Below are 22,589 nucleotides of genomic sequence, written 5' to 3' on the forward strand. Positions count from 1 at the left end.
ACACTAACTCTATAAGTTGACAAATGATGTTTTTCATAATCTTTCGGTCCCATTGTGTGTTAATGAGGCTGGAACATATAAACAATTAATAATAAATAGTAAAAATGAAAGGAGCCCGCATGAGATTCCTGATTGAGTACAAGGATTTCAAAAGCAAGGAAACCGATAACAGAACATTACACTTGCTTGACACCTTTTTAAATGAACATCTAATAGGTAGATTCCATGGACAAACCTTTGAATGTATCCTGATCCGATTCATTCAGAATGCTCCCCGGACGAAAAAATTGAAGCTTAAATCCCTATATCAAACGATTGCGGAAGTGGAGGTTCATGGAAGTTTTAAAAATCCGGGTAAATTGGATTTGGAAGATTTTCAATACGGATTTATGAAGGTGGAAGAAGCCATTAAGAAAGTAAGATTCATAGAACGTAAAGAACGTATGGATTTTCACGAAGAGGAGCTGCTGGCTGACTATGGAAATGCTTCTGCTTTCGTTCCCAAAACGAAGGAGGACTTTAAAGACTACGCGAAAGCAGAACAGGAAATCAGGGTGAAAAACCAGGCGAAAAGGGCAGACTGTTTAATGTACAGCTGTTCCATCCACCCTCGTCCTTTAACCAGAAAAATCGCGGGGATTAGGATATATGACTGCTATGAAAAGGGGACTTTATCTCCTTATGATTATATTTACTCAGAGTTGTTTGGCAATCTATTAAGGAAGGCGAACGTGCTGCTTCCCGATTATGATGAAATTTATATCCATATTGGCGAGACTATGGACATGGCCAAACAGGAAATCGCATTGGAAACCTGGCACAAATATACGTATTCCACCCTCGATGTCACTGCATATTTAGCCGGTGACGAGCGGATTAGGTCTGAGATGTTGTTCGATTCTGTCTGTGATGGATTAAGGTTGATTGCCGAATTTGACCATCTGGAAAAGGAAAAGATAGAGAAAGTCATCCAAATGATCAAACAAAAAGGTCAGGATATGGAATTAACATATGACTCTAAACAAAATAAGAGCTATTTAGCGGAGATTGTTTACAAGGTACCTAAAAGCCACTTGGAAAAAGCGGAGTACCGCCTTAAAGTGACAGATTTGACAACAGGGACATCGGCTGTAAGCCATATTGATTTTATTAATACTTTCTATGCTCCCTACAGCTTTGGCAATATCATCATTAAAAAGGATCAGATTGTGATAAAGGGAAGGGAAAGCTTCAGAGCGGAAATCTCTAGACAAGCAGACAAGCTACCTGATGAGTATGTATTCAATATAGGTGAGCTTTTTCCACTCTCGTAAAGAACCATAGTTATTAAGTTGATGAGTGTTAAAACCAAGGATCAGGTGAAAAATTGTGTATAATCGATAGAGGGAATGCTCTTGTCAGGAAATTTCATAAAAATTCACTACAAAAAGGGAGAGGTGTCAATATGAAATCATTAAATGAATGGTTTAAGCAGGGAATGACCACAACACAATATATTTCAAGTATGAAAGTGAATCGTGATGGCTTGCTAAAGGTGTACAACTCAAGTGAGCTTGAAGAGAATCAAAGAGGCTTCCTTCACGGACTTCAGGTTAAGGAGCTTAGGGCACTCATTCTTACGGCAGACTGGTGCGGAGATGCGATGGTCAACATCCCTTTATTCCTGAGGATCGCCAATGAGGCGCTTATTGATGTCCGTTACTTTATCCGGGATGAGAATCTCGAACTGATGGATCAATATTTAACCAATGGGAAATCACGCTCGATTCCAATCATTGTCCTGATTGACCAGGAGGGCGAGGAAGTGGCAAAATGGGGACCGCGTGCACCGGAAGCCCAAAAACTTGCTGATGAATTATTTGGTTCTTTGCCGCCAAAGGGGACTCCGGAGTTTGACGAAGCATTTAAAAAAGCGATTCCGGCTTTCCAAAAAGGCCTGACAGAAGACAAAGCTCTTTGGGAATCGATCACCAAGGACATGCTGGCAGTATTGAAATAAAAGCAGAGGGAATGTTCTCGCGCTTCATTGAAGCAGTAGAACCGTCCCTCTGTCTCTTTTTACTTGAAAAACTGTCTTTTTTTGCATATACTTGGTTCAGTCAGACAACAAACTAAGTGGTTCCAGGAATGGGGAATTAAAAATGAAAAAGATAGTCATTACAGGCGGTAGCGGKTTGCTTGGCTCTGCCGTCATAACCGAATTTTTGGAACATGGGTATGAAGTGGTAAATGCAGACCTGAAGCATCCAAAAGAAGCACTTTGCAGGACGGTCATCACAGACTTGACCAATCTGGGTGAGGTGTATGGTGTATTGGCAGGTGCCGATGCGGTCGTTCATCTTGCTGCGATTCCGGTTGCCTATTCCCATCCAAACGAAGTCACCTTCCAAAACAATGTGATGAGCACTTATAACATTTTGGAAGCAGCGGGAAATTTGGGAATAAAAAAGGCTGTTATATCATCAAGTGAATCGTCCTATGGTATTTGTTTTTCCAGGCAAAACCTCGGTCCGCAATATGTACCAATTGATGAAGAGCATCCTCAGCTGCCGGAAGAAAGCTATGGGCTATCCAAAATTGTCAATGAGGAAACAGCTCATATGATCCACCGCAGGACCGGAATGCAAGTGGTATCCTTCAGGCTGGGAAATGTTATTTCTCCTGAAATGTATCAGAACTTTCCAGGATTCATCCATGATCCTGAACAGCGCAAACCGATTTTATGGAGTTACATCGATACACGTGATGCAGCAGCAGCTTACCGGCTGGCCGTTGAGACAGATGGGCTGGGCTCTGTTGCCCTTAACATAGGGGCCGATGAAACCAGTATGGATATCGAGAGCAAACAATTGATGGAAACATGTTTTCCGGATGTGAAAGACTTCAAGAAGGAACTTTCAGGCTTCGAACCTCTGCTAAACAATGAAAAAGCCAAGAAACTCCTGAATTGGAAGCCCATTCATAAATGGAGAGAAAATGTGAACCTATAATTCTATAAATTGAAGGAGTGGCAAACGATGACGAATGGTCTACAAAGCACGACTACTTTACATAATGGGGTGAAAATGCCATGGCTGGGCCTTGGTGTTTTCCTGGTCAAGGACGGCGAGGAAGTTGTCAATTCTGTCAAAACGGCTCTTGAATTGGGCTACAGAAGCATTGATACAGCTGCCGTTTACAGAAACGAAGAGGGAGTCGGCCAAGCGATTGCCGAGTCCAATATACCTAGGGAAGAACTGTTCATCACGACCAAAGTCTGGAACGCCGACCAAGGCTATGAAGCTACGCTAGCGGCATTTGAAACTAGCATGAATAAACTGGGATTGGACTACCTGGATCTGTATTTGATTCACTGGCCGCTTCCTTCCCAGGGAAAATATGTTGAAACATGGAAGGCGCTTGAAAAGCTTTATAATGATGGCCGTGTCCGCGCCATTGGGGTCAGCAATTTTAAAATTCACCATCTGGAAGAACTCATTGCCAATAGCGAAATTGTCCCGATGGTCAATCAGGTGGAGTATCATCCGCGATTCAATCAGCGGGAACTGCATGAATTCTGCAAAAAGCACAGCATCCAGCTTGAAGCATGGTCACCGCTGATGCAAGGCGGCCTTCTTGATGAACCAGCCTTAGTTGAAATCGCCAAAAAATATAATAAATCCACCGCCCAAATCATCATTCGCTGGGATATCCAGACTGGAGTCGTTACTATCCCTAAGTCGGTCAAGCCGCACCGCATTGCTGAAAATGCGGATGTCTTTGATTTTGAACTCACACAGGAGGACATGGAGCAAATCAATGCCCTTAATCAGGACCAGCGCCAGTTTGCGGATCCTGATGACTTTAATAAAATTTAATAAAACTCATTCACCTATCAAGCATAACCTTTCCTCCATTTAAGGAAGGTTATGCTTTTTTGCATCTTCTATTCTGAATTGTAAAACTATTCTTTACATAGCTTTTTTATTATTGTAAAGTAGTATAAGAAAAGCTATAATGAATCTATCTCAAAAAGACAAATGTCTTTTTAGAAGGGACTGCAGGTGGTTTAAGCATTTATAAATCTTTCTAATGGTTATTATTTTAACAGACTAGAATAATGGGGGAATATTTCTATGAAAAGTTTATGGGGAATGTGGAGCAGGCTGAGCCTCGTGAAGCAAATCATGATTGGGCTTGCAGTCGGGATCCTGCTTGCMGTACTGTCTCCTGCTGCAGGGAAACCGCTTGTCATCCTCGGATCTTTATTTGTGGGTGCGTTAAAGGGGATTGCACCTGTACTGGTATTCTTTTTGGTGATGGCAGCCATCGTCCAGCATCAAAAAGGGGCGAAAACCAATATGAAAACCGTTATCGCGCTTTATCTGTCAGGGACCTTTTTGGCGGCGGTGGTGGCCGTAATCGCCAGCTTTTTATTCCCTGTCGAACTGACACTGGCTACAGGCGCTGAAGGCTTTACCGCTCCTGGCGGTGTAGTGGAGGTTCTTCGTACATTATTGATGAACGTCGTCGATAATCCATTCAATGCGATTGCGAATGCAAACTATATTGGGATTTTGGCGTGGGCGCTCGTTCTCGGTTTTGCTTTAAGAAGTGCTTCTGATTCAACTAAAACATTGATTTCGAACGTTTCGGAAGCTGTTTCGAAAATGGTTGGATGGGTCATCAAGTTTGCGCCGTTCGGAATCATGGGACTTGTCATCGAATCGATCACTACCAATGGACTTGAGTCCTTGTTAGGGTATGGAAAGCTTCTTGCTGTCCTGGTCGGGTGCATGCTCTTTGTGGCTTTTGTCATGAACCCGCTGCTTGTTTATGTGACGGCACGGAGAAACCCTTATCCGCTGGTTTGGACGGCGGTAAAAGTAAGTGGAATGACGGCCTTCTTTACTAGAAGCTCCGCCGCAAACATTCCGGTGAACATGGAATTGGCCAAAAAGCTGGGCTTAAACAAAGATTCCTATTCTGTTTCCATCCCGCTGGGGGCTACCATCAATATGGCGGGCGCTGCGATTACAATTTCCGTCCTGACACTTGCTGCGGTTCATACATTGGGCATCCAGGTAGATTTCGCCACAGCTATCATCCTTAGCGTATTGGCAGCTGTCAGTGCATGCGGTGCTTCCGGTGTCGCCGGCGGCTCACTTCTCCTGATTCCTCTGGCAAGCAGCCTGTTTGGAATTCCAAATGAAGTAGCGATGCAGATTGTTGGAGTCGGCTTCATCATCGGTGTTGTTCAAGACTCCGTTGAAACGGCACTCAATTCATCAACAGATATCGTTTTCACCGCCGCAGCAGAATATAAAGAACTGCGCAAAGAAGGTAAAGCAGCAGAAATACATGAAATTGCGTAAAACATGGGGACGGTTCTTGTGCTTCAAAAGAAGCACAAGAACCGTCCTTTTGCTTTCTCCATATATTGTATAAAAACCTATGGGAGCAGAATGATTTGGAAAAGCAGAGTTTGCGGTACAGGTGGATTGTTTTTGGCTGTGTGCTGTGTACCTATTTATTGCTGTCCACTCAGCGGACAGCTCCTGGTTTGATCACAAATGAAGTGATGAAGGAATTTCAGGTAAGTGCCTCCACGATTGGGCTGCTGGCAAGCATCCAGTTTTTGGTCTACACGGTGCTGCAAATTCCGATGGGCCTGTTGGCGGACCGGTTTGGACCCAATTTTTTTCTCGTTGCGGGAGCCTTCCTGACCGGGACAGGAACCATCCTTTACAGTATCGGAACGCATGAAATGGTCTTGTTTTTTGCCAGGGCACTTACAGGCATTGGCGATGCGACCATTTGGGTCAATATGGTGCTGATTCTGAGCAGGTGGTTCAATGTCAGGGAATTTTCCTCCTTGATTGGAATTGCCGCGATGACGGGCAGCCTCGGGTTTTTGGCTGCGACCGTCCCGTTTGCAGCCTGGATTGACTTCGTTGGATGGAGGCCAGCGTTTTTTTCAACGGGAATCCTATTGTGTGTATGTGCGTTTCTTCTCTACTTCGTTCTGGTAAAAAAACCAAATCATTCCCTTTTTGAGAAACGCGAAATCAAACGTGACAAAACCGCGGTACTGCTGCGGAGGATGATGTCCAGCCGGCAAGCATGGGCGCTGTTTCTATGCCACTTTGGGCTTGTCGGTACGTATGTGGGTTTCATCGGTTCATGGGCGGTGCCTTATGGGATGGATGTGTACGGGATGTCCCGGACGGAAAGCAGCCAGCTCGTTTTAATCGGTTTGGTGGGAGCTCTCATCGGCGCGCCCTTGGCTGGTCAGCTATCAAGTATGCTGGGAATGATTAAAAAGCCTTATATCGTCGTGCACGCCCTGAGTGTTCTGTGCTGGTCATCCTTCCTCGTTGCGGGGGCGAATCCGCCGCTTTTCTTTTTGACCATCCTTTTCTTTATGATAGGCCTTGCCTACGGCGCCAATGCCTTAACATTCGCTGCGGTGCGGCGATTCTTCCCGGTGGGCGAGTCAGGCATCGCGTCAGGATTCGCGAACACAGGCGGTTTCCTCAGTGCTGTCTTGCTGCCCGGCATTTTTGGGCTCGTATTGGATCAATTTCATGGTTACTACTACGGGTTTATTACCCCCGTCGTCTTCTCAGCAGTCGGATTAATTGGAGTATCATTGATGCAAGGGGACGGTTCTCATGCTTCAGAGGAAGCATGAGAACCGTCCCCTTAATCTTTTTAAAAATGAAAATATCAAACTGTTGAAAAAAGAAACAAAAAATAAAATAAAATGTTCACAATGTCCCCTTGACAAGATAGTCAGAAGGCGTTAGAATTCACTTACAGCACCAAGTGATGCGATAAACAACATTTCTCGTATTTTCTACATTATTTTGGAAGTTTAATTGGAAAAGTGTTGCATTTTCATATTATTCCTTCCGGTGAAGGTTAGCTTGCTCCATTATAACTGCGCTTACAAAAAGTTCCTAACAAATCACTTTGGTTCATTCCTTTTATTGTAAGCACTTGCAGTCCGGTGAAACAGCAGGCGACAATCCACCCTATATCTGGAAGTTGCAAAATGAAACAACTTCTGACCGTACTTCTATAGGCACCCATTCCTTGCCAAGTAACCATCGGGGGTGTTTTGGCTGATTTGAAACCGCCTTCTTTGAAGTTGAAGAGGATTGGGCTCGTAGAATGAAATGTCTTTTATATGACGAAAATGAGAAATGATATCCATCCTTATTTTTAACCTTAAATGAAAACATTTACAGAACAAGGGGGAGTATACTATGGAACCAACAGGCATCCAAATGGTTTCCGGGTTAATACTAGGGGTTATTGTACTAATTTTGCTCGTTTTAAAAACGAAAATTCATGCCTTTCTGGCACTGATCATCGCTGCTTCGATTGCGGGTCTTGTAGGAGGCATGGTTCCTGGCGATGTGGCTGCGGCCATTTCAGGAGGATTCGGAAGTACGCTGGCATCGGTCGGTATTGTCATAGGCCTTGGTGTCATGATGGGCCGCATCCTTGAAATCTCAGGGGCAGCAGAGACACTGGCTTATTCGTTAATTAAATTTGTCGGAAGGAAAAGGGAAGAATGGGCGATGGCGATCGCTGGTTATATCATTTCGATTCCAATCTTCCTTGACTCAGCTTTTGTAATCTTAAACCCATTGGTTAAAACGCTTTCCAGAAAAACAGGCAAATCCGTTATTTCGATTGGTGTTGCTTTAGCCGTAGGTCTTGTGCTAACACACTCATTGGTACCTCCAACACCGGGTCCATTAGGAGTGGCAGGTATCTTCGGAATTGACATTGGCATCATGATTGCGATGGGTCTTATCTTTGCGATTCCGCTGATGATTGTCGGTGTTTTGTATGCAAAATGGCTAGGGAAGAAAATTTACCAAATTCCTGATGATTCGGAATCAGGCTTCTCAAGACCTGAAAAACAGATGACGTATCCGGAAATGGTGGACATCATCAATGAAAGAGAAAAAGAACTTCCATCCTTTGCGCGTTCCATCCTGCCAGTTTTGATTCCGATTCTATTGATCTTCGTGAACACAACGCTTGCAGCTTTGGAGCTAACAGAAGGTATTTACGGAATCTTAATCTTCCTCGGTCAGCCAATCATTGCGGTTGCCATTGGACTAATTGTTGCAATCTATGCTCTAGCCAGAGATCGAAGCCGCCAGGAAACACTTGAAGAAATGGAAAAAGGAATCCAGGATGCGGGAATTATCCTGCTTGTAACTGGTGCCGGCGGAGCGCTTGGAAATGTATTGCGCGAAAGCGGCACAGGGGATTACATTGCACAGCAAATTGCTGATATTGCGATGCCGGCTGTTCTCATTCCGTTTTTTGTTGCGACGATGGTTCGTTTAATTCAGGGTAGCGGTACGGTAGCGATGATTACGGCAGCCTCCATTTCCGCACCAATCCTTGCTCAAATGGATGTGAATATGGCTCTTGCTGCTATTGCTGCATCGTTGGGTTCGCTTATCTTCTCATATTTTAACGACAGCTTTTTCTGGGTTTCCAACCGCATGCTGGGAATCAAAGAAGTCAAAGAACAAATCATGGTTTGGTCCGTGCCGACTACGCTTATGTGGTTTACAGGGTTTATATGCCTTTTGATTGCCAACATGATTCTATAAGATGATAATGTAATGAAAAGGGTCCATCTTTTATGGGCCTTTTTCTATAGAAGCCTTTTTGACCATCTAGTTGGAATCGCTTTATAAATGACTTTTCCTTTGGAAGGAAATCGCTTATAATGGAAATGTGTTGCAAAATGCAAATATCCAGAAAAGTCCATATAAATTAAAAACAACTGAGACAGGTGGGAATACAGAATGCAAGCTAAATATGAAAAATTGAAAGAAATCCTGAGAGAAATGGACAATGTCGTTGTTGCCTTTTCGGGCGGCGTTGATAGCACACTGCTGCTTAAGGTAGCGGTTGATGTTCTAGGAACGGAAAAAGTCCTGGCGGTGACGGCTGATTCCGAAACATACCCTTCTAGTGAACTGGAAGAAGCAAAGAAGCTTGCAAAATGGATCGGGGCCAACCACCAAGTGATTGAAACATCTGAACTTAATATTCCCGGTTATGCGGAAAATGACCGGAACCGCTGCTATTTCTGCAAAAATGGACTGTTTGAAGAAATCGTTCCAATTATGCAGGAAAAAGGGTTCAAGAATGCTGTCTACGGCTTGATTGCGGATGATATGAGCGAGCACCGCCCAGGAGTTCGTGCAGCCCAGGAACATGGGGTGCGCGGACCGCTTCAGGAAGCAAACCTTTATAAGGAAGAAATCCGCGAGCTTTCCAAACAATTAAATCTCCCTACCTGGGAAAAACCATCCTTTGCCTGCCTTTCTTCGCGGATTGCTTATGGAGAAAGAATTACTCAGGAAAAGCTGACCAAGGTGGAGAAATCCGAGGCATACATCAAAAGTCTTGGAATCAGGCAGGTGCGTGTCCGTACCCATGAAGATATTGCCAGGATTGAAGTGGAGCCGCAGGAAATGCAGCTTGTATTATCCTACCATAATGCAATCGTGAAAAATCTCCAGTCATTCGGCTATAAGTATGTGTCCCTTGACCTGCAGGGCTATGTGAGCGGCAGCATGAACAAAGTGTTGAAAAGTGGCCAGTAGCCAAAGAGGAGTTCCGGGGAAAAAGGAAGAACAGATGATTTGTGCAGCAAAGGGTGAAGTGGAATATGATTAAAGCATTGGCTATCGTCCCGTATGAGGGACTGTATGAAATGATGAAAGAAGTTACTCAGGAAGTTGATGATATCCAGCTGCATATTGAACTAGGGAACCTGCATGAAGGAGCGGCAATTGCCCGGGAGGCTGAACATGAAGGTTATCATGTGATTATCAGCCGCGGCGGTACAGCTTCGCTGATACAGGAGGCTGTATCCATCCCGGTGATTGACATCCAGGTATCGGGTTATGATGTGCTTCGCATTTTAACCCTTGTGAAAGGATTTTCCCGAAAAGCGGCGATTGTGGGTTTCTCCAATATCACCCATGGCGCGTCAACGATTTGCAAACTGCTGGACTTTGACATCGAAACATTGACCATCACCAAGGAAACAGAAGTTAAAGAAATTTTATCGGGTCTCAAAAAGCTTGATTGCGAAGTGGTCATCGGGGACGTGGTCACAGTCCAGGCTGCCAGGGAGCTAGGCTTGACAGGGGTGCTGATTACCTCTGGAAAAGAAGCCATTTTTGATGCCTTTGAACAAACGAGAAGGTCATACCGCATCTATTCTCGGCTGCAGCAGGATGTTTCATTCTATAAACATCTTCTGGATTGCGGCGGCCAGATTATTGCGGTTATGGACCAGGAAGAGAACCTTGTGTATGCGAATGGAACGTTTTACAAGGAATTCCAATGGGGAAAACTGAGGAATTTACCAGGAATGAAGCAGCTGCTCCAGGAAAGCCTCATCACCAATGAAAAAATCGCTAAAACACTTCATCTTAATGAGGGATTCTGGAACATTTCCGCATGCACCATGGATCGCCACACGATCATCATGATGGATAAAACAAATTCCAACCAGGAAAATGGGCGAGGCGATGATAGCGATCTGAATGCCATCGAGCTTCATATGTCTGTTCCTTATATTCCGCTGACGGGAAAAAGCGAAGTCTTTGAGCGGGTGCTGAAGCAAATAGATGAATACAGCTCCATGAAGGACCCTGTATGGATTTTGGGCGAAAAGGGAAATGGGAAAAGCGTGGCAGCCCACTCCATCTATTTAAAAAGGGAGCCAGGCAATGGACCTTTTATCATCCTGCATGGAGAACGTTTGAAGCGGGATCAGCTGAAGGACTTGCTGAACGAAGATTTTTTCCATAAATACAGCAATGGGGTCCTTTTCCTGAAGAACATTGATAAAATGAATTCCTATTTGCAAAAAGAGCTGCATGGCATCCTGCAGTTGGAAGGCAGTAAAAAGCTGAAATGGCTGGTATCCTCCAGGGATGACATCGCAGAAAAAGTGAACAGCGGGGAGTTCAACCCCGATTTGTATCATTCCTTGGCAGCGTTAACCATCCATATCCCGCCGCTCAGGCAACGAAGGCAGGATATCGAGGATCTGGTGCATGTGTTTATCTCGGAGCTTCATCCAAAATACGGCAACGGAGTCGTCGGGATACGGCAGGATGCCCTCGATGAACTTGTTCACTATGATTGGCCGGGAAATGTGGAACAGCTGAGACAAGTAATTGAACAGCTATTTTTACAATCTCATGCCTATTATATCGAGAAGGACAAGGTAATGGATCTCTTTAACCAGCTGGAGCAGCAGGACAAGCAGAACGACGCCCTCACACCCGTTGATTTAAGCGGTACACTTGAAGACATTGAAAAACAGGTGATTGCGAAAGTCCTGGAAGAGGAAGGATTGAACCAGTCCAAGGCGGCTAAACGTTTGGGAATAAACCGCTCTACATTATGGCGCAAGCTGAAAGAATAGCTTGCGTTTTTATTATGCCTATATGTTGCAAAAAGCAACTAATGAGAAATAAAATTTAAAAAGCGCAATTAAGTATTGCTTAATGCAACGTTTTGATTTAAACTATATTTGTAAGCGTTTTGCATGTAAGAGAGACCCTGTTATAAAAAGACCATTGCTTGCTTCAGGTCCATTAAGGGTAAAATCCATGCATAGACATTAAGAGCGAAAATGCACACTAAACAAACAGGACCACAGAGTAAAGGGGGGAGAGCAGGTGAAACTAGCTGTTATCGCCGACGATTTAACAGGAGCCAATGATACAGGCGTCCAGTTTGCCAAAAAAGGGCTGAATACAACCGTGTTATTTGCAGATACACAATTGCAGCCATCCCATTTAAATGAGGATGTAATTGTTCTAAATTCAGACAGCCGTGCGCTTGGTACCGACCAGGCATACGAGGCCGTCTATCAACTATCACGGCAATTGGAAAACCTGGGTGCCGGGAATGTTTTTAAAAAAATCGATTCAACCATGAGGGGCAATATTGGCCCTGAAATTGATGCCGTCATGGATGTTTTTAACTATAAGACTTCGTTTGTGGTTCCGGCTTTTCCGAAGAGCAATCGAACGACGGTTCAAGGGCATCACTATGTGAATGGTGTCTTGCTGGAAGAAACAGAAATTGCCCATGATCCTGCTTGCCCTGTAAAGGAAAGCTATTTGCCAAAATTGCTGCAGGAGCAAAGCAAGCGGGAAGTTCAGCTAATTTCGATCGATGATGTCAAAAAAGGCAAAACCCATTTAGCCCAAGTCATGAAGAATTTAGCTTCAGGCGAGGGTTCAAACATCATTATTGTGGATGCAGCGGCAGATGAAGATCTCCAAACCATCGTTGAAGCTGCGGAATCCCTGGAGGATAAGGCCCTTTGGGTCGGCTCGGCAGGAATTGCCTATCATCTTTTCGGCACTGACGAGACCCAGGAGCCGGAAGCAGCTCCCGAAGCGGGTAAACGGGATCCGGTGCTTCTGGTGGCAGGAAGTGTCAAGTCCATCACTGAGGATCAGATCCAATATTTAAAAGAAACCAATCATGTTGCAGAAATTATTCTCTCTCCAGAGGAATTCTTTTTTGCAGATAAGCGAAAACTGGAAATTGAGCGCATTGTGAAAACTGGCCAGAAGTTGCTCGATAAAGGCGATTTGGTGGTCAGCACCGACCGCAGGCAGGAGACAATCGCTAAAGTGAAGGAGCTTCAGCAAACCCTGGGCCTGACCAACTTCGAAGTGGGCCATACCATCGCCGAGGCAATGGGTGAAATTGCCGGCAGATTGATTGAAAGCAGGAGCATTTGCGGAGCTGTCCTTACAGGCGGCGATATTGCCGGAGAGGCATGCAAAGTGTTAAACGGTGAAGGGATACGGGTAATTGGGGAAGTGGAAGCCGGAATTCCTTACGGGAAATTGTTCGGCGGCTCCTTTGACGGCCTTCCACTGGTGACAAAAGCAGGTGCCTTTGGAACCGAAAAGGCCTTCGCCAAAGCACTTCAAACCCTAACACAGGATTCACATGTGAAAAGCTGAGGATGAAACCAATCAGGCTATATACAGCATCCTCCTTTCAGGAGCAGGTGCAAGAATTTTATGAGACGAGAAATGGGAGGAAACTATGATGGCTACAAATAAACCAACAATCGCAATTACAATGGGAGACCCTTCGGGAGTCGGCCCGGAAATTATCGTAAAATCCTTGAATGACGAAAAAATTTACGAGAACTGCTCTCCATTCGTAATCGGCGACCTTAAGATCTTAAAAAGAGCGTTGGACGTTACCAATATCAATCTGGAACTCAACAGCATTTCAAATCCGGAAGAAGGCAAGTACCAGGCGGGTACTATTGACATCCTTGACCTTGATCTCGTTTCTGAGGATCTTCCTTGGGGACAGGTTTCCTCCGAGGCGGGGAATGCGGCATTCCGCTATTTGGAAAAGGCAATCGGCTTTGCAAATGAACAAAAAATCCAGGGAATCTGCACCGCTCCTTTGAATAAGGAAGCTCTTCATAAAGCGGGCCATATCTATCCTGGCCATACTGAAATCCTTGCCGAACTTACTGGCACAAAGGATTTCGCCATGATGCTTTCCGCGCCTGGCCTCAGAGTCATCCATGTGACAACTCATATTGGATTGATGGATGCGATTCATAAAATTAATCCTGAACGTCAATATACAGTCATCAAGCTTGCTCATGATACGCTGAAGAAAGCAGGCATTCAAAATCCGCGCATCGCTGTTTGCGGCATCAATCCGCATGCCGGGGAAAACGGCCTGTTCGGAAATGGCGAAGAAGAAGAAAAAATCGTTCCGGCTATTGAAAAAGCCCAGGCAGAGGGAATCGATGTGCAAGGTCCGCTTCCAGCTGATACCCTATTCTTCAGAGCGAAGCGCGGCGACTTTGATATCGTGGTTGCCCAGTACCATGACCAGGGGCATGGACCAATCAAAGTATTGGGCCTTGAAGCTGGCGTCAATATTACGGTCGGCCTGCCAACCATCCGTACAAGCGTTGACCACGGAACCGCTTTTGATATCGCCGGTAAAAACATTGCCGATGAGCTGTCATTAAAAGAAGCGATCCGCATGGCGATTGAATTGGCTCCGGATCAATTATCTTAAGGAACAGAAATTGGAAGCAAGGGGCTTGAAAAGCCTCTTGCTGCCTTTTTATTATTTCGAAAGGGGAGTTGGATGATGTCTTTTCCTAAAATGGCCAAAATAAGACAACACTTTCACGTTGAGAGTCTGGAGAACATCCCTGCTGCGATTGCAGAACAATTTGCTGCTGTCAAGGCCGACGAAAAAATCAAGCCTGGGATGGAAATTGCGATTACGGTGGGAAGCCGGGGGATTAACAATATCCCGCTGATTGTCAAAAGTGTCGCAGAGGAAATCAAGAAAAGAGGCGCAACCCCGTTCATTATCCCGGCAATGGGAAGTCATGGCGGAGCGACTGCTGAAGGGCAAATCGAGGTGCTGGAAGGGCTTGGGGTTACCGAAGAATCCACCGGCTGCGAAATCCGTTCCTCCATGGAAGTGGACGTGATTGGCGAAACCTCTGAAGGCGTGCCTGTTTATATCGATCAGCATGCGAACAAGGCGGATGGCATCATCGTCATGGGCCGGATTAAGCCGCATACTGATTTTAAAAATAAAATCGAGAGCGGAATCCTGAAAATGGCCTCCATCGGGATGGGCAAACATAAACAAGCGCTGGCTCTACATACTTACGGCATCAAAGGAATCAGTGAAATGATGCCAGAGGTGGGGAAAGTCGCAATAGCGAATTCCAATACCCTGTTCGCGGTTGGGATTGTGGAGAACGCCCATGAAGAAACAGCGATCATTGAGGCAATTGAACCGGACGAGATTGAAATGCGCGAGCGCGAACTGCTGAAGCAAGCGTTTAAGCTGATGCCAAGCCTGCCGGTTGAGGATATGGACATCCTCGTTGTCGACGAAATTGGGAAAAACTACAGCGGCACCGGAATGGATACGAATATCATTGGCCGCATTCGGGTACTGGGCGTTGAAGAGCCGAAAAAGCCTAGCGTGAAATATGTGATTGCTTCCAATCTGAGTGAGGCCAGCCACGGCAATGCCCTCGGAATCGGTTTGGCCGATTTGACGACACAGCGTTTATACGAAAAAATCGATTTGAAAACGATGAACGAGAATGTGGTCACCAGTACGTTTTTAGCACGTGCTGCAATTCCAATTGTCCTCGACAATGACCAGGAAGCGTTAAAAGCGGCGCTCCGTGCCACTTGGGGCGTAGCTGCGGAAGAGGCCAGGATTGTACGGATTCCAAATACCCTCCATATCGGGGAGCTATACGTTTCCGAAGTGATTTTTAACGAGCTGAAAGATCAAAAGAATATTGAAGTACTAGAGGATTTGCAGGAAATGAAGTTTGATGAAAAAGGGTATTTCCTGCCAATGTAATAGTGGAAAAGCAGCTTCCTGGGCGGGAGCTGTTTTTTTGTGAGGTGGGATTCTCTTGGTGCTGAAAGGAAGGGACAAGAAGCAGCTGAAACGTGGGTGTGAGTCCTAAAGGCGTCCGTGTTCGGCCAGGATGGGGCTGGAACCAGGGCGCGGAGTCCGAATGAGTCTGGGATTAGGACAGGTCGGAGCGGGAACCAAGGCATCGAGTCCGAAAGCATTCTTCATTCGGACAGGTCGGAGCGGAAGCCTGGAGGTCGAGTCCGAAAGCAGGCTTCATCCGTACAAAACGAAGTGGAAACCTGGGATTCGATCCGAATAATCTTCCATGCCATTAAACTCGCAATCATACACCCCAGGCCCTAAGCATCCTACTTATAATACGTATCCCTAGTATTCCCGAAAGCCGTAAAGTTCTTCTTCAATACCCGGCGGATTGTCTTCTCATTAAGTGCGATTTGACACCACTCATATATGCTATGGGTGGTAATCTTACGTTCAGGGAAGAGCAGCCTAAATTCATCTCCATGCCTTAAAATAGCGAGTTCAATTTTTTCATGTCCTCCACAGTTGTCACATACCAAATGGTAAGTGACAATATAAACCTTAAACGACTTGCACGTTTTACAGTAACAGCCCTTTTTCACTTGGCTGTATTCATAGGCTGGTGTTGCGGAAAAAGGATTTTTAGGCTGGTGGAGTGATATTAATTTTTGGGAAAGTTTCTTGTGGCCATCATTGAGCTTGGAGGGCGTTTTATCCATGTCTTTTAAAAATCGGTTCACCTGGGTGGGAAGAATTATGGGCTGGTCTAGTGGGGCCTGGTATAGGGTGAATTCCTGGTTGATGAAAATAACGAAGCTTTCAACGAGGTAATGGAGCCTGTGGATTTGCAGCAGCTGGCGGAACAGAGTGGTGCTCCTCTTTAATTGATCAAGCGGATTCTTATATTCGCGGCCGGATGCCAAGCTGTAAAATTTGTCTGAATCCAGAAAGCAATTTCCTTCAAGATTTTTAAATCCAATAGATAAATCGTTCCTTGTGAGACAACGGTGGAGTCAATTTGAAAATGCGAGTTATTTGCCTCAAGCAGCAAGTCATTTAATATATACCTTTCCTCCGAAAGATTTTCTGTGAGCGTATCAAACTGAACTTCCCCTTCGTAGCCTTTTTCAAGTTTGACATATCGGCTTTTATCTTTTTCTGTTAACTGCTTCCTTGTGTTTAAATAGCGCATAGTCAGCAGCTCGTCTGATTCCTTTCGTTCTTTGATGATCATATTCGTCTTCCTTTCTTGGTTTCTATGCTAATTGTATAAAAATTGAATGACAGTAACTGAAAAGAAAATGACAAATTCTTGTCCATCCCTGGAATTCGCTTTTTGGGCTGATAGGCAAGTTACCAAATTCTGCATCGGGCAATAAGTTACTTGTATAGGCTGAAGGGGGTGAGTGAATGGGAAGACGAATAAAACATAATGAACGCGATGTAGAGGAGTTAGCCAGGCTCATGCTGGCGGAGGCAACTGGTGAAGGACCGCAGGGGATGAACATGGTTGGAACGGTTGTGGCCAATCGGGTCGAGGCAGACTGTGCTCCCGATTTTAAAAACTTGCGTAATATACGGCATGCGATTTATCAAACGATTCCTGGAACTGGAATTCCTCATTTCGAGCCTGTATTGAATGGATCCCTGTATACACAGCGCCCCGATGAGGAGGACCTTCGGCGGGCAAGAGATTTGCTGCACGGCTACAGGGACCCCCGGTCGAGATTGAATCTTTGGTTTTTTAATCCTAGCCCGGGAAAAAAGTTCAGGGAACCTTGCACCCCCACGATGCCAAGATCCCCCATGACGAAGTTCGACCACGCGTATAGAAACCATTGTTTCTATGTTGCTGTACCGGGCTACTGCCCAGAATTTTACCGATAACAGAAAAAGGAGCTGAGCTTCCCATGACTTTTGGAGACTCATATTTTTATCCGATGAATTATCATTCTGGTTTTTCTCCGGCATCCTTGATGCGGACCATGCCGATGCAGCAGACACAACCTTCTGGCTTTCCGGCAGGAGCGCATTCTGGTCCATCGTTTTCCGTCCCGGTTGTCCCGATAGGCACTGGGCAAGGTCTTCCGATGGGAAGAGTGGAAGAATCCTTTATCGAAAACATCCTGCGCTTCAATAAAGGCAAGGTAGGTACCTTTTATTTTACTTATCAAGGCAACAGCAGATGGAATGCGATGGTTTACCACGGACGTGTTGAAACGGCCGGCCGTGACCATATTATCATCAGTGATCCTTCCAGCGGAAAACGTTACCTGCTGATGATGGCTAATCTTGACTGGGTGGAATTCGCGGAACGAATCAACTATCCTCATGCGGAAATTAGCCCTGCTGTCGAGGCGTCCCTCGAGACAACGGAGTAGGTTTGCGGGTAGAAAATAATATATTTCAATAGATTGGCCATTCTTGTTTTTCAGTATGACTTCCTGGCCCTTTGCCCGACGAGGAATCTGCCTTATTACCCCCACATTGTGGCGGTGTCTATCGTATTCTTTTTTAGATATAAAGAATATGAGGGGAATTTAATGAGTAACAAATCCAAGGGTGCCATTGCAATGGTTTTAGCAGGGGCGGTTACCTTTTCTGTGACCAATTCTTTCTTGCCAGAACCCATGAGTCTTATCGCCAAAGAACTTTCTTTCCATATGTCGGGGGATTCCAGGAAAACCGGGCTGATCAGGAAACAGGAGATAGCCGTTACAGACACAAATCGGAAAGAGGCACAAAAAGGGGCTTCTGATGATTCTGCTCGTCCAATAAGAAAACCGGCAATCCAAGCTAATTCGGTTTCCAACCAGACTGGCGGGAACAAGGCGACAAAAACAACAACTCAAAAATCATCTGCTTCCGGCAGTATGGCCACCAGCAGCCAACCAAGCCGGCCTGCTCCGAAAGCAAGCGCTCCAGCAAAGGCCGCACCGTCAGCTGCTCCGCCACCAAAGCCGGCCAGTGTGAGGAGTCCTGTCGAACCTGTCAGTCCTGCTCCGCCTAAGGAACCTTCCAAATCAGCTCCGGCTCCTAAACCTGCAAATCGGGCTCCGGCCAACGAACCTGAGAGAACCCCGAATGAAAATGCAGCTGCGAAGGCCACTGTAAAGAGTGAAAATGCTGCGACAACAAATCGGGGGCAGGAGATTTCCCAAGCTGCGAAAGATAAGGGAACGGCCAATCGGGAACAAAACGGAAAGAAAGACAATTAAATGCTAACCAGTTAAAGGGATCACCACAGAGAGGTGATCTTTTTTCTGTGAAGAAAAAAGCCTTCCCCAAATGGGAAAGGTCTTATTAGGTTAACCTTCAATTGTCATGTCCTGGGTGGCATTTCCGTTGCGCTTAAGTTTCCCCCAGCCAACGGTTACGCCTTTAATTGCTGACAGGAGGGATTTTATCACCACATAAGTCATCAGCTGCTTGTACAAGATTCGCTGGAGCAGCAGGGACCATAGCGTTTTGGGACTTTCCTTTTCCAACCTGAAGGCATAGAGCGACGCAGACAAATCCAGCAAATAGAAAAGAATAAACCCAATCAGTGCTTTTCCGCCATGTCCTGAAAACAGGGCGAATACAAACAGAATCTCCGCTATGGGCGAGATGATTTGAAAGAGGTACTGGAAAAGCCACATGTTTGGGAGGGCGATAAACCCTAGTGAGCCATGTTTTTTATTGAATAAAGCGTCCCGATGTTTCCACAGGCATTGCAGCGTCCCATAAACCCACCGGTATCGCTGTTTTGCCAAGCTCTTCACATCTTCCGGCACTTCTGTAAAGGCGTAAGCTTTTTCTTCAAATTCAATCTTCTTCCCGTTGCGTAATAAAGCAAGAGTTAGGTCTGTATCTTCTGCCAGCGTATCTTCTTGAAAATAGCCGGCTTCTGCCACCGCTGTCTTGCGCCAGGCACCGATTGCCCCGGGTACAACCGTAATGCAATTAAGGGCGGCAAAGGCCCTTCTCTCTAAATTGAAGCCAGTCACATATTCGATGTGCTGCCAGTTTGTCAAGAGATTTCCCTTATTGCCGACCTTTACATTCCCTGAAACTGCAGCTACATGTTCATTCTTAAAATGGCTGACAAGCAGGGAAATGGCATTTTCGGCTATGAGAGTGTCCGCATCAAGAGCAATTACGATCTCTCCTGATGCTTCCTTAAAACCAAGATTGACGGCCGAAGATTTTCCGCCATTGGCCTTTTGGATCAATTTCACAAGGGGATGGCTGGCGTACGCTTTTTTGACCTCCAGAGACGTATCATCCGTGGATCCATCGTCAATAATCAATATTTCAAAATTTGGATAATCACTCGCTAAAATGGAATCAATCGTGTTGCAAATCACTTTTTCTTCATTATAGGCGGCAATGACAACAGAGACAAAAGGTGTGAAACCATGTTCGTGCCTTGTTTCCCTGTACCGTTTCACCTGTCTTCCTGAAAGGAAAACAAACAGGGCCAGCCGAAGTATTCCCAAAAGGATGGCCGAATAGAACAGAATGGCAAGTCCAGATTTCCAGCCTTCCATGAGGAGGAATACAGCTTTGTTGTAGATTGAATAAGGACTGGCCTCGTGAACAGCAGGATTAATTGAGCTGGAGCTTTTTCCAATCAGTTCCCCCGCGGTCGTAAAGGTGTAGCCCTGTTGTTTAAGCTCCTTAATGACCATAGGCAAGGCTTCTACTGTACTCGACCGGTCGCCGCCGGCATCATGAAACAAAATCACATTTCCCTCTGGCAGCTGGAAAAGGATTTCGTCAACGATTTCCTTGCTGGAAAGTCCTTTCCAATCGCTTGAATCAATGCTTTGGCCAACCATCGTATAACCCATCTCCTGTGCCTGCCATATGGCCGATTGCTCGCTTTCGGTCGCTAACATTGTATCAGCATCATAGGTCGGACGGAACAGGGTCATCGAATGGCCGGTGATTTCCTGGAACAATCGCTGAGTTGCATTAACCTCCATTTTTAGTCGTATTGGGGTAATCGCTGTAATGTCAGGATGTGTAAATGTATGGCTGCCTATTTCATGGCCTTCTTCATGCATTCGTTTAATCAGGTCACGATTCTGCAAAGCATTTTCCCCAAGAATAAAAAAGGTCCCTTTGATTTGATGCTCGTTGAGAATGTCCAGGATTTGCGGTGTATAAGCTGGATCCGGGCCATCATCAAAAGAAAGGACAATTTCCTTGGATTGGGGTTTTCCGTGCCGGATGACTTGAGTGGGCTCTGGTAAAGTAACATAGGTTTCACTCTGGATCAGCCCGTCTGCTCCCCATTCCAATTTCCGTTTTCCTTCTGCTGATTGAGAAGCAATGGTCAGAATTTCTCCGTCACCTGTATGGTGCACCTGATTGGGACTTGCCAGGGTGTTAAGCGCGTCTGTTGGCTTGATGAGTTCAGCAGGCTGATTTATATAATTCCAGATGGCAGGATCTTCGGAGCCTAGCCGCCAAAGGGCGATTCCATTTGAGCCGCTGCCAATCGCCAATTTCATTTGATTATAGAAGGTCGCGGCATCCAAAAACCAGATGGTGTGGTTCTTTTCGTTCTTTTTATAACGTAAATAAGGGTTGCCCGCTTGTTTGCTCCAATAAATTTGGAGGTCTGTCCCGGTCCCCAGGTTCATGACTTCCTGGAAGGTGATTGGTTTCGCTGGCTGGCTGGAGCCTTCTTCCCAGTCATACCCATAGCTTCCTAAGCTAATGATCAACTTTTCAGGAGGAATACTCAATTCGCGAAAGCTGTGTGTTGCCCACTCAATCGATGCAATCGGTCCAGGCTTGCTCTGGGCATGGTGCTCGTCATATAACATGACCATCATACGGTCAGCGCTGGCCGCCAAGGCAGCGTAATCAAAACTTGAATTATTTGGCGGAACATCCACTGTGACCATCAGCCCTTTGGGATGAAAAGCTTGATAGACTTTTTCCATGAACTGCGTGAAATGGTCTCGATCCCTTGGCTGAATTTCCTCAAAATCGATGTTAATACCATCAAAGTCATTTCTTTGTACATATGTAAGCATGCTATTAATAAACTTTTCCTGTGCTCCAGGCTCAGTAAATAAGCGGTGCAATGCATCGCCATCCCACTGGTCGTTTACTACATTATTAACAAGGGGAAGGATTTTGATATTATGTGCTTTTGCTTCTTCCACAATAGACTGGTCAATCCTGGTCATAAGGTCAAGATTAGAAGTCAGCTGCAGCCACTCCGGTATCAAGGTTGAAATGGAATCTTTATTTTTATTAAACGAAGTTTTGCTGTTTTCATCCCAATCGACGTAAAAAGCATACACTTCCTGCTGCTCCTGCAGTTGTGCCTTGTTAGACATTTTTAAATCAATAGAAGGTGGGGACAGCTCGTTTTCTTTTATTCTTTCATTAATTGGTTCAATCCCGTTATCTGCTGTGCTCCTGCTATCTAATCTGAGCTCCGGTAATTCGGGGGTGGTACTTAGACTTTCAATAAAAATAGCAGAGACCACGGCCAGTAGAATCAGAAAGCCTGTAGTCATCCGCTTAATAATCGTCCAGCGTCTTTTAGCAGGATCAAGGAAAACATGATCATGGCTCTTCTGGTTTTTTTTCAGTCCTAAATTGTAAAACCAGTGGAAGAAAAAATAACAGAGAAGGCCAATGAATCCTCCGAAAATCCCTGAAATAACCGCTTGGGAAGAGCTCATTTTACTTTCCAGGACGGAGAGCAGCCACGAATCATTCAATAGATGCAATATGGGCAGGTCTCGAATATGKGGAATGAAAAATGTGATAAACGCCCCCAGGTATAAGGCGATGACATTAAGCCGCAGCATAAGGGATAATGCGGGCAACAAAGCTATTTTCAGTAAGATATCAATTGGCAGAAAGGCCAGGAAAAACCCGAGGGTACTTGCAACCGCACCTGCATTTCCGGTCACAGGGGCAAACAAGGACCTGACACTCCACCTCAAAATCGCATTCACAAAAACTCCTCCTTATGGGTAAGTGCCGTAATATGTAAGTTGATTCACAAAAAATCCTATCCCAGCTTATACTTACGGATGACACATTGAAAAATGACTTACAAAACAAGCTTAGGCTGCAAG

Annotated in this window: 17 protein-coding genes; 15 read left to right on the plus strand and 2 right to left on the minus strand. The window is 45.4% G+C overall.

Annotated elements, in window-relative coordinates; genetic code table 11:
- Positions 1-119: 119 nt before the first annotated feature.
- From ADU22_RS14285 to ADU22_RS14340, 12 genes are all read left to right on the plus strand, one after another.
- On the plus strand, positions 120-1,313 hold the full coding sequence (locus tag ADU22_RS14285) for a hypothetical protein (protein WP_053362761.1): 1,194 nt from the start codon (positions 120-122) through the stop codon (positions 1,311-1,313).
- A gap of 131 nt (positions 1,314-1,444) precedes the next feature.
- Positions 1,445-1,999, plus strand: coding sequence for a thioredoxin family protein (locus tag ADU22_RS14290; protein WP_053362762.1), 555 nt, complete (start codon positions 1,445-1,447; stop codon positions 1,997-1,999).
- A 142-nt stretch (positions 2,000-2,141) separates the two neighbouring features.
- Positions 2,142-2,990 carry an NAD-dependent epimerase/dehydratase family protein gene (locus ADU22_RS14295; RefSeq protein WP_053362763.1) on the plus strand — a complete coding sequence of 283 codons (849 nt, stop codon included), beginning with the start codon at positions 2,142-2,144 and terminating at the stop codon, positions 2,988-2,990.
- Between the two features lie 27 nt (positions 2,991-3,017).
- Positions 3,018-3,857: an aldo/keto reductase gene (locus ADU22_RS14300; protein ID WP_053362764.1), complete on the plus strand. Its 840-nt coding sequence runs from the start codon at positions 3,018-3,020 to the stop codon at positions 3,855-3,857.
- Positions 3,858-4,115: 258 nt separating this feature from the next.
- The gene (gene sstT / locus ADU22_RS14305; protein WP_053362765.1) at positions 4,116-5,354 is read left to right on the plus strand and encodes a serine/threonine transporter SstT; all 1,239 of its coding nucleotides are present in this window, start codon (positions 4,116-4,118) and stop codon (positions 5,352-5,354) included.
- Between the two features lie 95 nt (positions 5,355-5,449).
- Positions 5,450-6,673, plus strand: coding sequence for an MFS transporter (locus ADU22_RS14310; protein ID WP_053362766.1), 1,224 nt, complete (start codon positions 5,450-5,452; stop codon positions 6,671-6,673).
- Positions 6,674-7,250: 577 nt separating this feature from the next.
- On the plus strand, positions 7,251-8,624 hold the full coding sequence (locus ADU22_RS14315; protein WP_053362767.1) for a GntP family permease: 1,374 nt from the start codon (positions 7,251-7,253) through the stop codon (positions 8,622-8,624).
- Between the two features lie 198 nt (positions 8,625-8,822).
- Complete coding sequence (gene larE / locus ADU22_RS14320) at positions 8,823-9,629, plus strand: ATP-dependent sacrificial sulfur transferase LarE (protein WP_053362768.1); 807 nt, start codon at positions 8,823-8,825, stop codon at positions 9,627-9,629.
- Positions 9,630-9,694: 65 nt separating this feature from the next.
- Positions 9,695-11,470 carry a PrpR N-terminal domain-containing protein gene (locus tag ADU22_RS14325; RefSeq protein WP_053362769.1) on the plus strand — a complete coding sequence of 592 codons (1,776 nt, stop codon included), beginning with the start codon at positions 9,695-9,697 and terminating at the stop codon, positions 11,468-11,470.
- Between the two features lie 256 nt (positions 11,471-11,726).
- The gene (locus ADU22_RS14330; protein ID WP_053362770.1) at positions 11,727-13,034 is read left to right on the plus strand and encodes a four-carbon acid sugar kinase family protein; all 1,308 of its coding nucleotides are present in this window, start codon (positions 11,727-11,729) and stop codon (positions 13,032-13,034) included.
- An 88-nt stretch (positions 13,035-13,122) separates the two neighbouring features.
- Positions 13,123-14,127 (plus strand): 4-hydroxythreonine-4-phosphate dehydrogenase PdxA, encoded by a 1,005-nt coding sequence (pdxA, locus tag ADU22_RS14335; RefSeq protein ID WP_053362771.1) that lies wholly within the window; start codon positions 13,123-13,125, stop codon positions 14,125-14,127.
- Positions 14,128-14,202: 75 nt separating this feature from the next.
- On the plus strand, positions 14,203-15,453 hold the full coding sequence (locus tag ADU22_RS14340; protein ID WP_053362772.1) for a nickel pincer cofactor-dependent isomerase, group 22: 1,251 nt from the start codon (positions 14,203-14,205) through the stop codon (positions 15,451-15,453).
- Between the two features lie 922 nt (positions 15,454-16,375).
- Here the strand turns inward: ADU22_RS14340 and ADU22_RS25225 are convergent.
- Positions 16,376-16,729 (minus strand): nuclease-related domain-containing protein, encoded by a 354-nt coding sequence (locus ADU22_RS25225; RefSeq protein WP_231687892.1) that lies wholly within the window; start codon positions 16,727-16,729, stop codon positions 16,376-16,378.
- Positions 16,730-16,905: 176 nt separating this feature from the next.
- Here ADU22_RS25225 and ADU22_RS14350 point away from each other — a divergent pair, with 176 nt between their 5' ends.
- The 3 genes from ADU22_RS14350 to ADU22_RS14360 all read left to right on the plus strand — a co-directional run bounded on the left by ADU22_RS14350 (position 16,906) and on the right by ADU22_RS14360 (position 18,713).
- On the plus strand, positions 16,906-17,382 hold the full coding sequence (locus tag ADU22_RS14350; RefSeq protein WP_053362773.1) for a cell wall hydrolase: 477 nt from the start codon (positions 16,906-16,908) through the stop codon (positions 17,380-17,382).
- 23 nt (positions 17,383-17,405) lie between these two features.
- Positions 17,406-17,876, plus strand: coding sequence for a spore coat protein GerQ (gene gerQ, locus ADU22_RS14355; protein WP_053362774.1), 471 nt, complete (start codon positions 17,406-17,408; stop codon positions 17,874-17,876).
- 162 nt (positions 17,877-18,038) lie between these two features.
- The gene (locus ADU22_RS14360) at positions 18,039-18,713 is read left to right on the plus strand and encodes a hypothetical protein (protein ID WP_053362775.1); all 675 of its coding nucleotides are present in this window, start codon (positions 18,039-18,041) and stop codon (positions 18,711-18,713) included.
- A gap of 90 nt (positions 18,714-18,803) precedes the next feature.
- Here the strand turns inward: ADU22_RS14360 and ADU22_RS14365 are convergent, their stop codons facing one another.
- Complete coding sequence (locus ADU22_RS14365; protein ID WP_156324355.1) at positions 18,804-22,466, minus strand: polysaccharide deacetylase family protein; 3,663 nt, start codon at positions 22,464-22,466, stop codon at positions 18,804-18,806.
- Between the last annotated feature and the right edge of the window lie 123 nt (positions 22,467-22,589).

The sequence above is a fragment of the Bacillus sp. FJAT-27251 genome (assembly GCF_001273925.1).
In the GTDB taxonomy this organism is placed as follows: Bacteria; Bacillota; Bacilli; order Bacillales; family Cytobacillaceae; genus Mesobacillus_B.

Excerpts from the sequence above, each read along its gene's own strand:
- ADU22_RS14315 (WP_053362767.1), top strand. The coding sequence starts at position 7,251 with ATGGAACCAACAGGCATCCAAATGGTTTCCGGGTTAATACTAGGGGTT.
- ADU22_RS14300 (WP_053362764.1), top strand. The coding sequence starts at position 3,018 with ATGACGAATGGTCTACAAAGCACGACTACTTTACATAATGGGGTGAAA.
- ADU22_RS14360 (WP_053362775.1), top strand. The coding sequence starts at position 18,039 with ATGAGTAACAAATCCAAGGGTGCCATTGCAATGGTTTTAGCAGGGGCG.
- gerQ (WP_053362774.1), top strand. The coding sequence starts at position 17,406 with ATGACTTTTGGAGACTCATATTTTTATCCGATGAATTATCATTCTGGT.
- ADU22_RS14340 (WP_053362772.1), top strand. The coding sequence starts at position 14,203 with ATGTCTTTTCCTAAAATGGCCAAAATAAGACAACACTTTCACGTTGAG.
- ADU22_RS14325 (WP_053362769.1), top strand. The coding sequence starts at position 9,695 with ATGATTAAAGCATTGGCTATCGTCCCGTATGAGGGACTGTATGAAATG.
- ADU22_RS25225 (WP_231687892.1), bottom strand. The coding sequence starts at position 16,729 with ATGATCATCAAAGAACGAAAGGAATCAGACGAGCTGCTGACTATGCGC.
- ADU22_RS14285 (WP_053362761.1), top strand. The coding sequence starts at position 120 with ATGAGATTCCTGATTGAGTACAAGGATTTCAAAAGCAAGGAAACCGAT.
- pdxA (WP_053362771.1), top strand. The coding sequence starts at position 13,123 with ATGGCTACAAATAAACCAACAATCGCAATTACAATGGGAGACCCTTCG.
- larE (WP_053362768.1), top strand. The coding sequence starts at position 8,823 with ATGCAAGCTAAATATGAAAAATTGAAAGAAATCCTGAGAGAAATGGAC.
- ADU22_RS14350 (WP_053362773.1), top strand. The coding sequence starts at position 16,906 with ATGGGAAGACGAATAAAACATAATGAACGCGATGTAGAGGAGTTAGCC.
- ADU22_RS14290 (WP_053362762.1), top strand. The coding sequence starts at position 1,445 with ATGAAATCATTAAATGAATGGTTTAAGCAGGGAATGACCACAACACAA.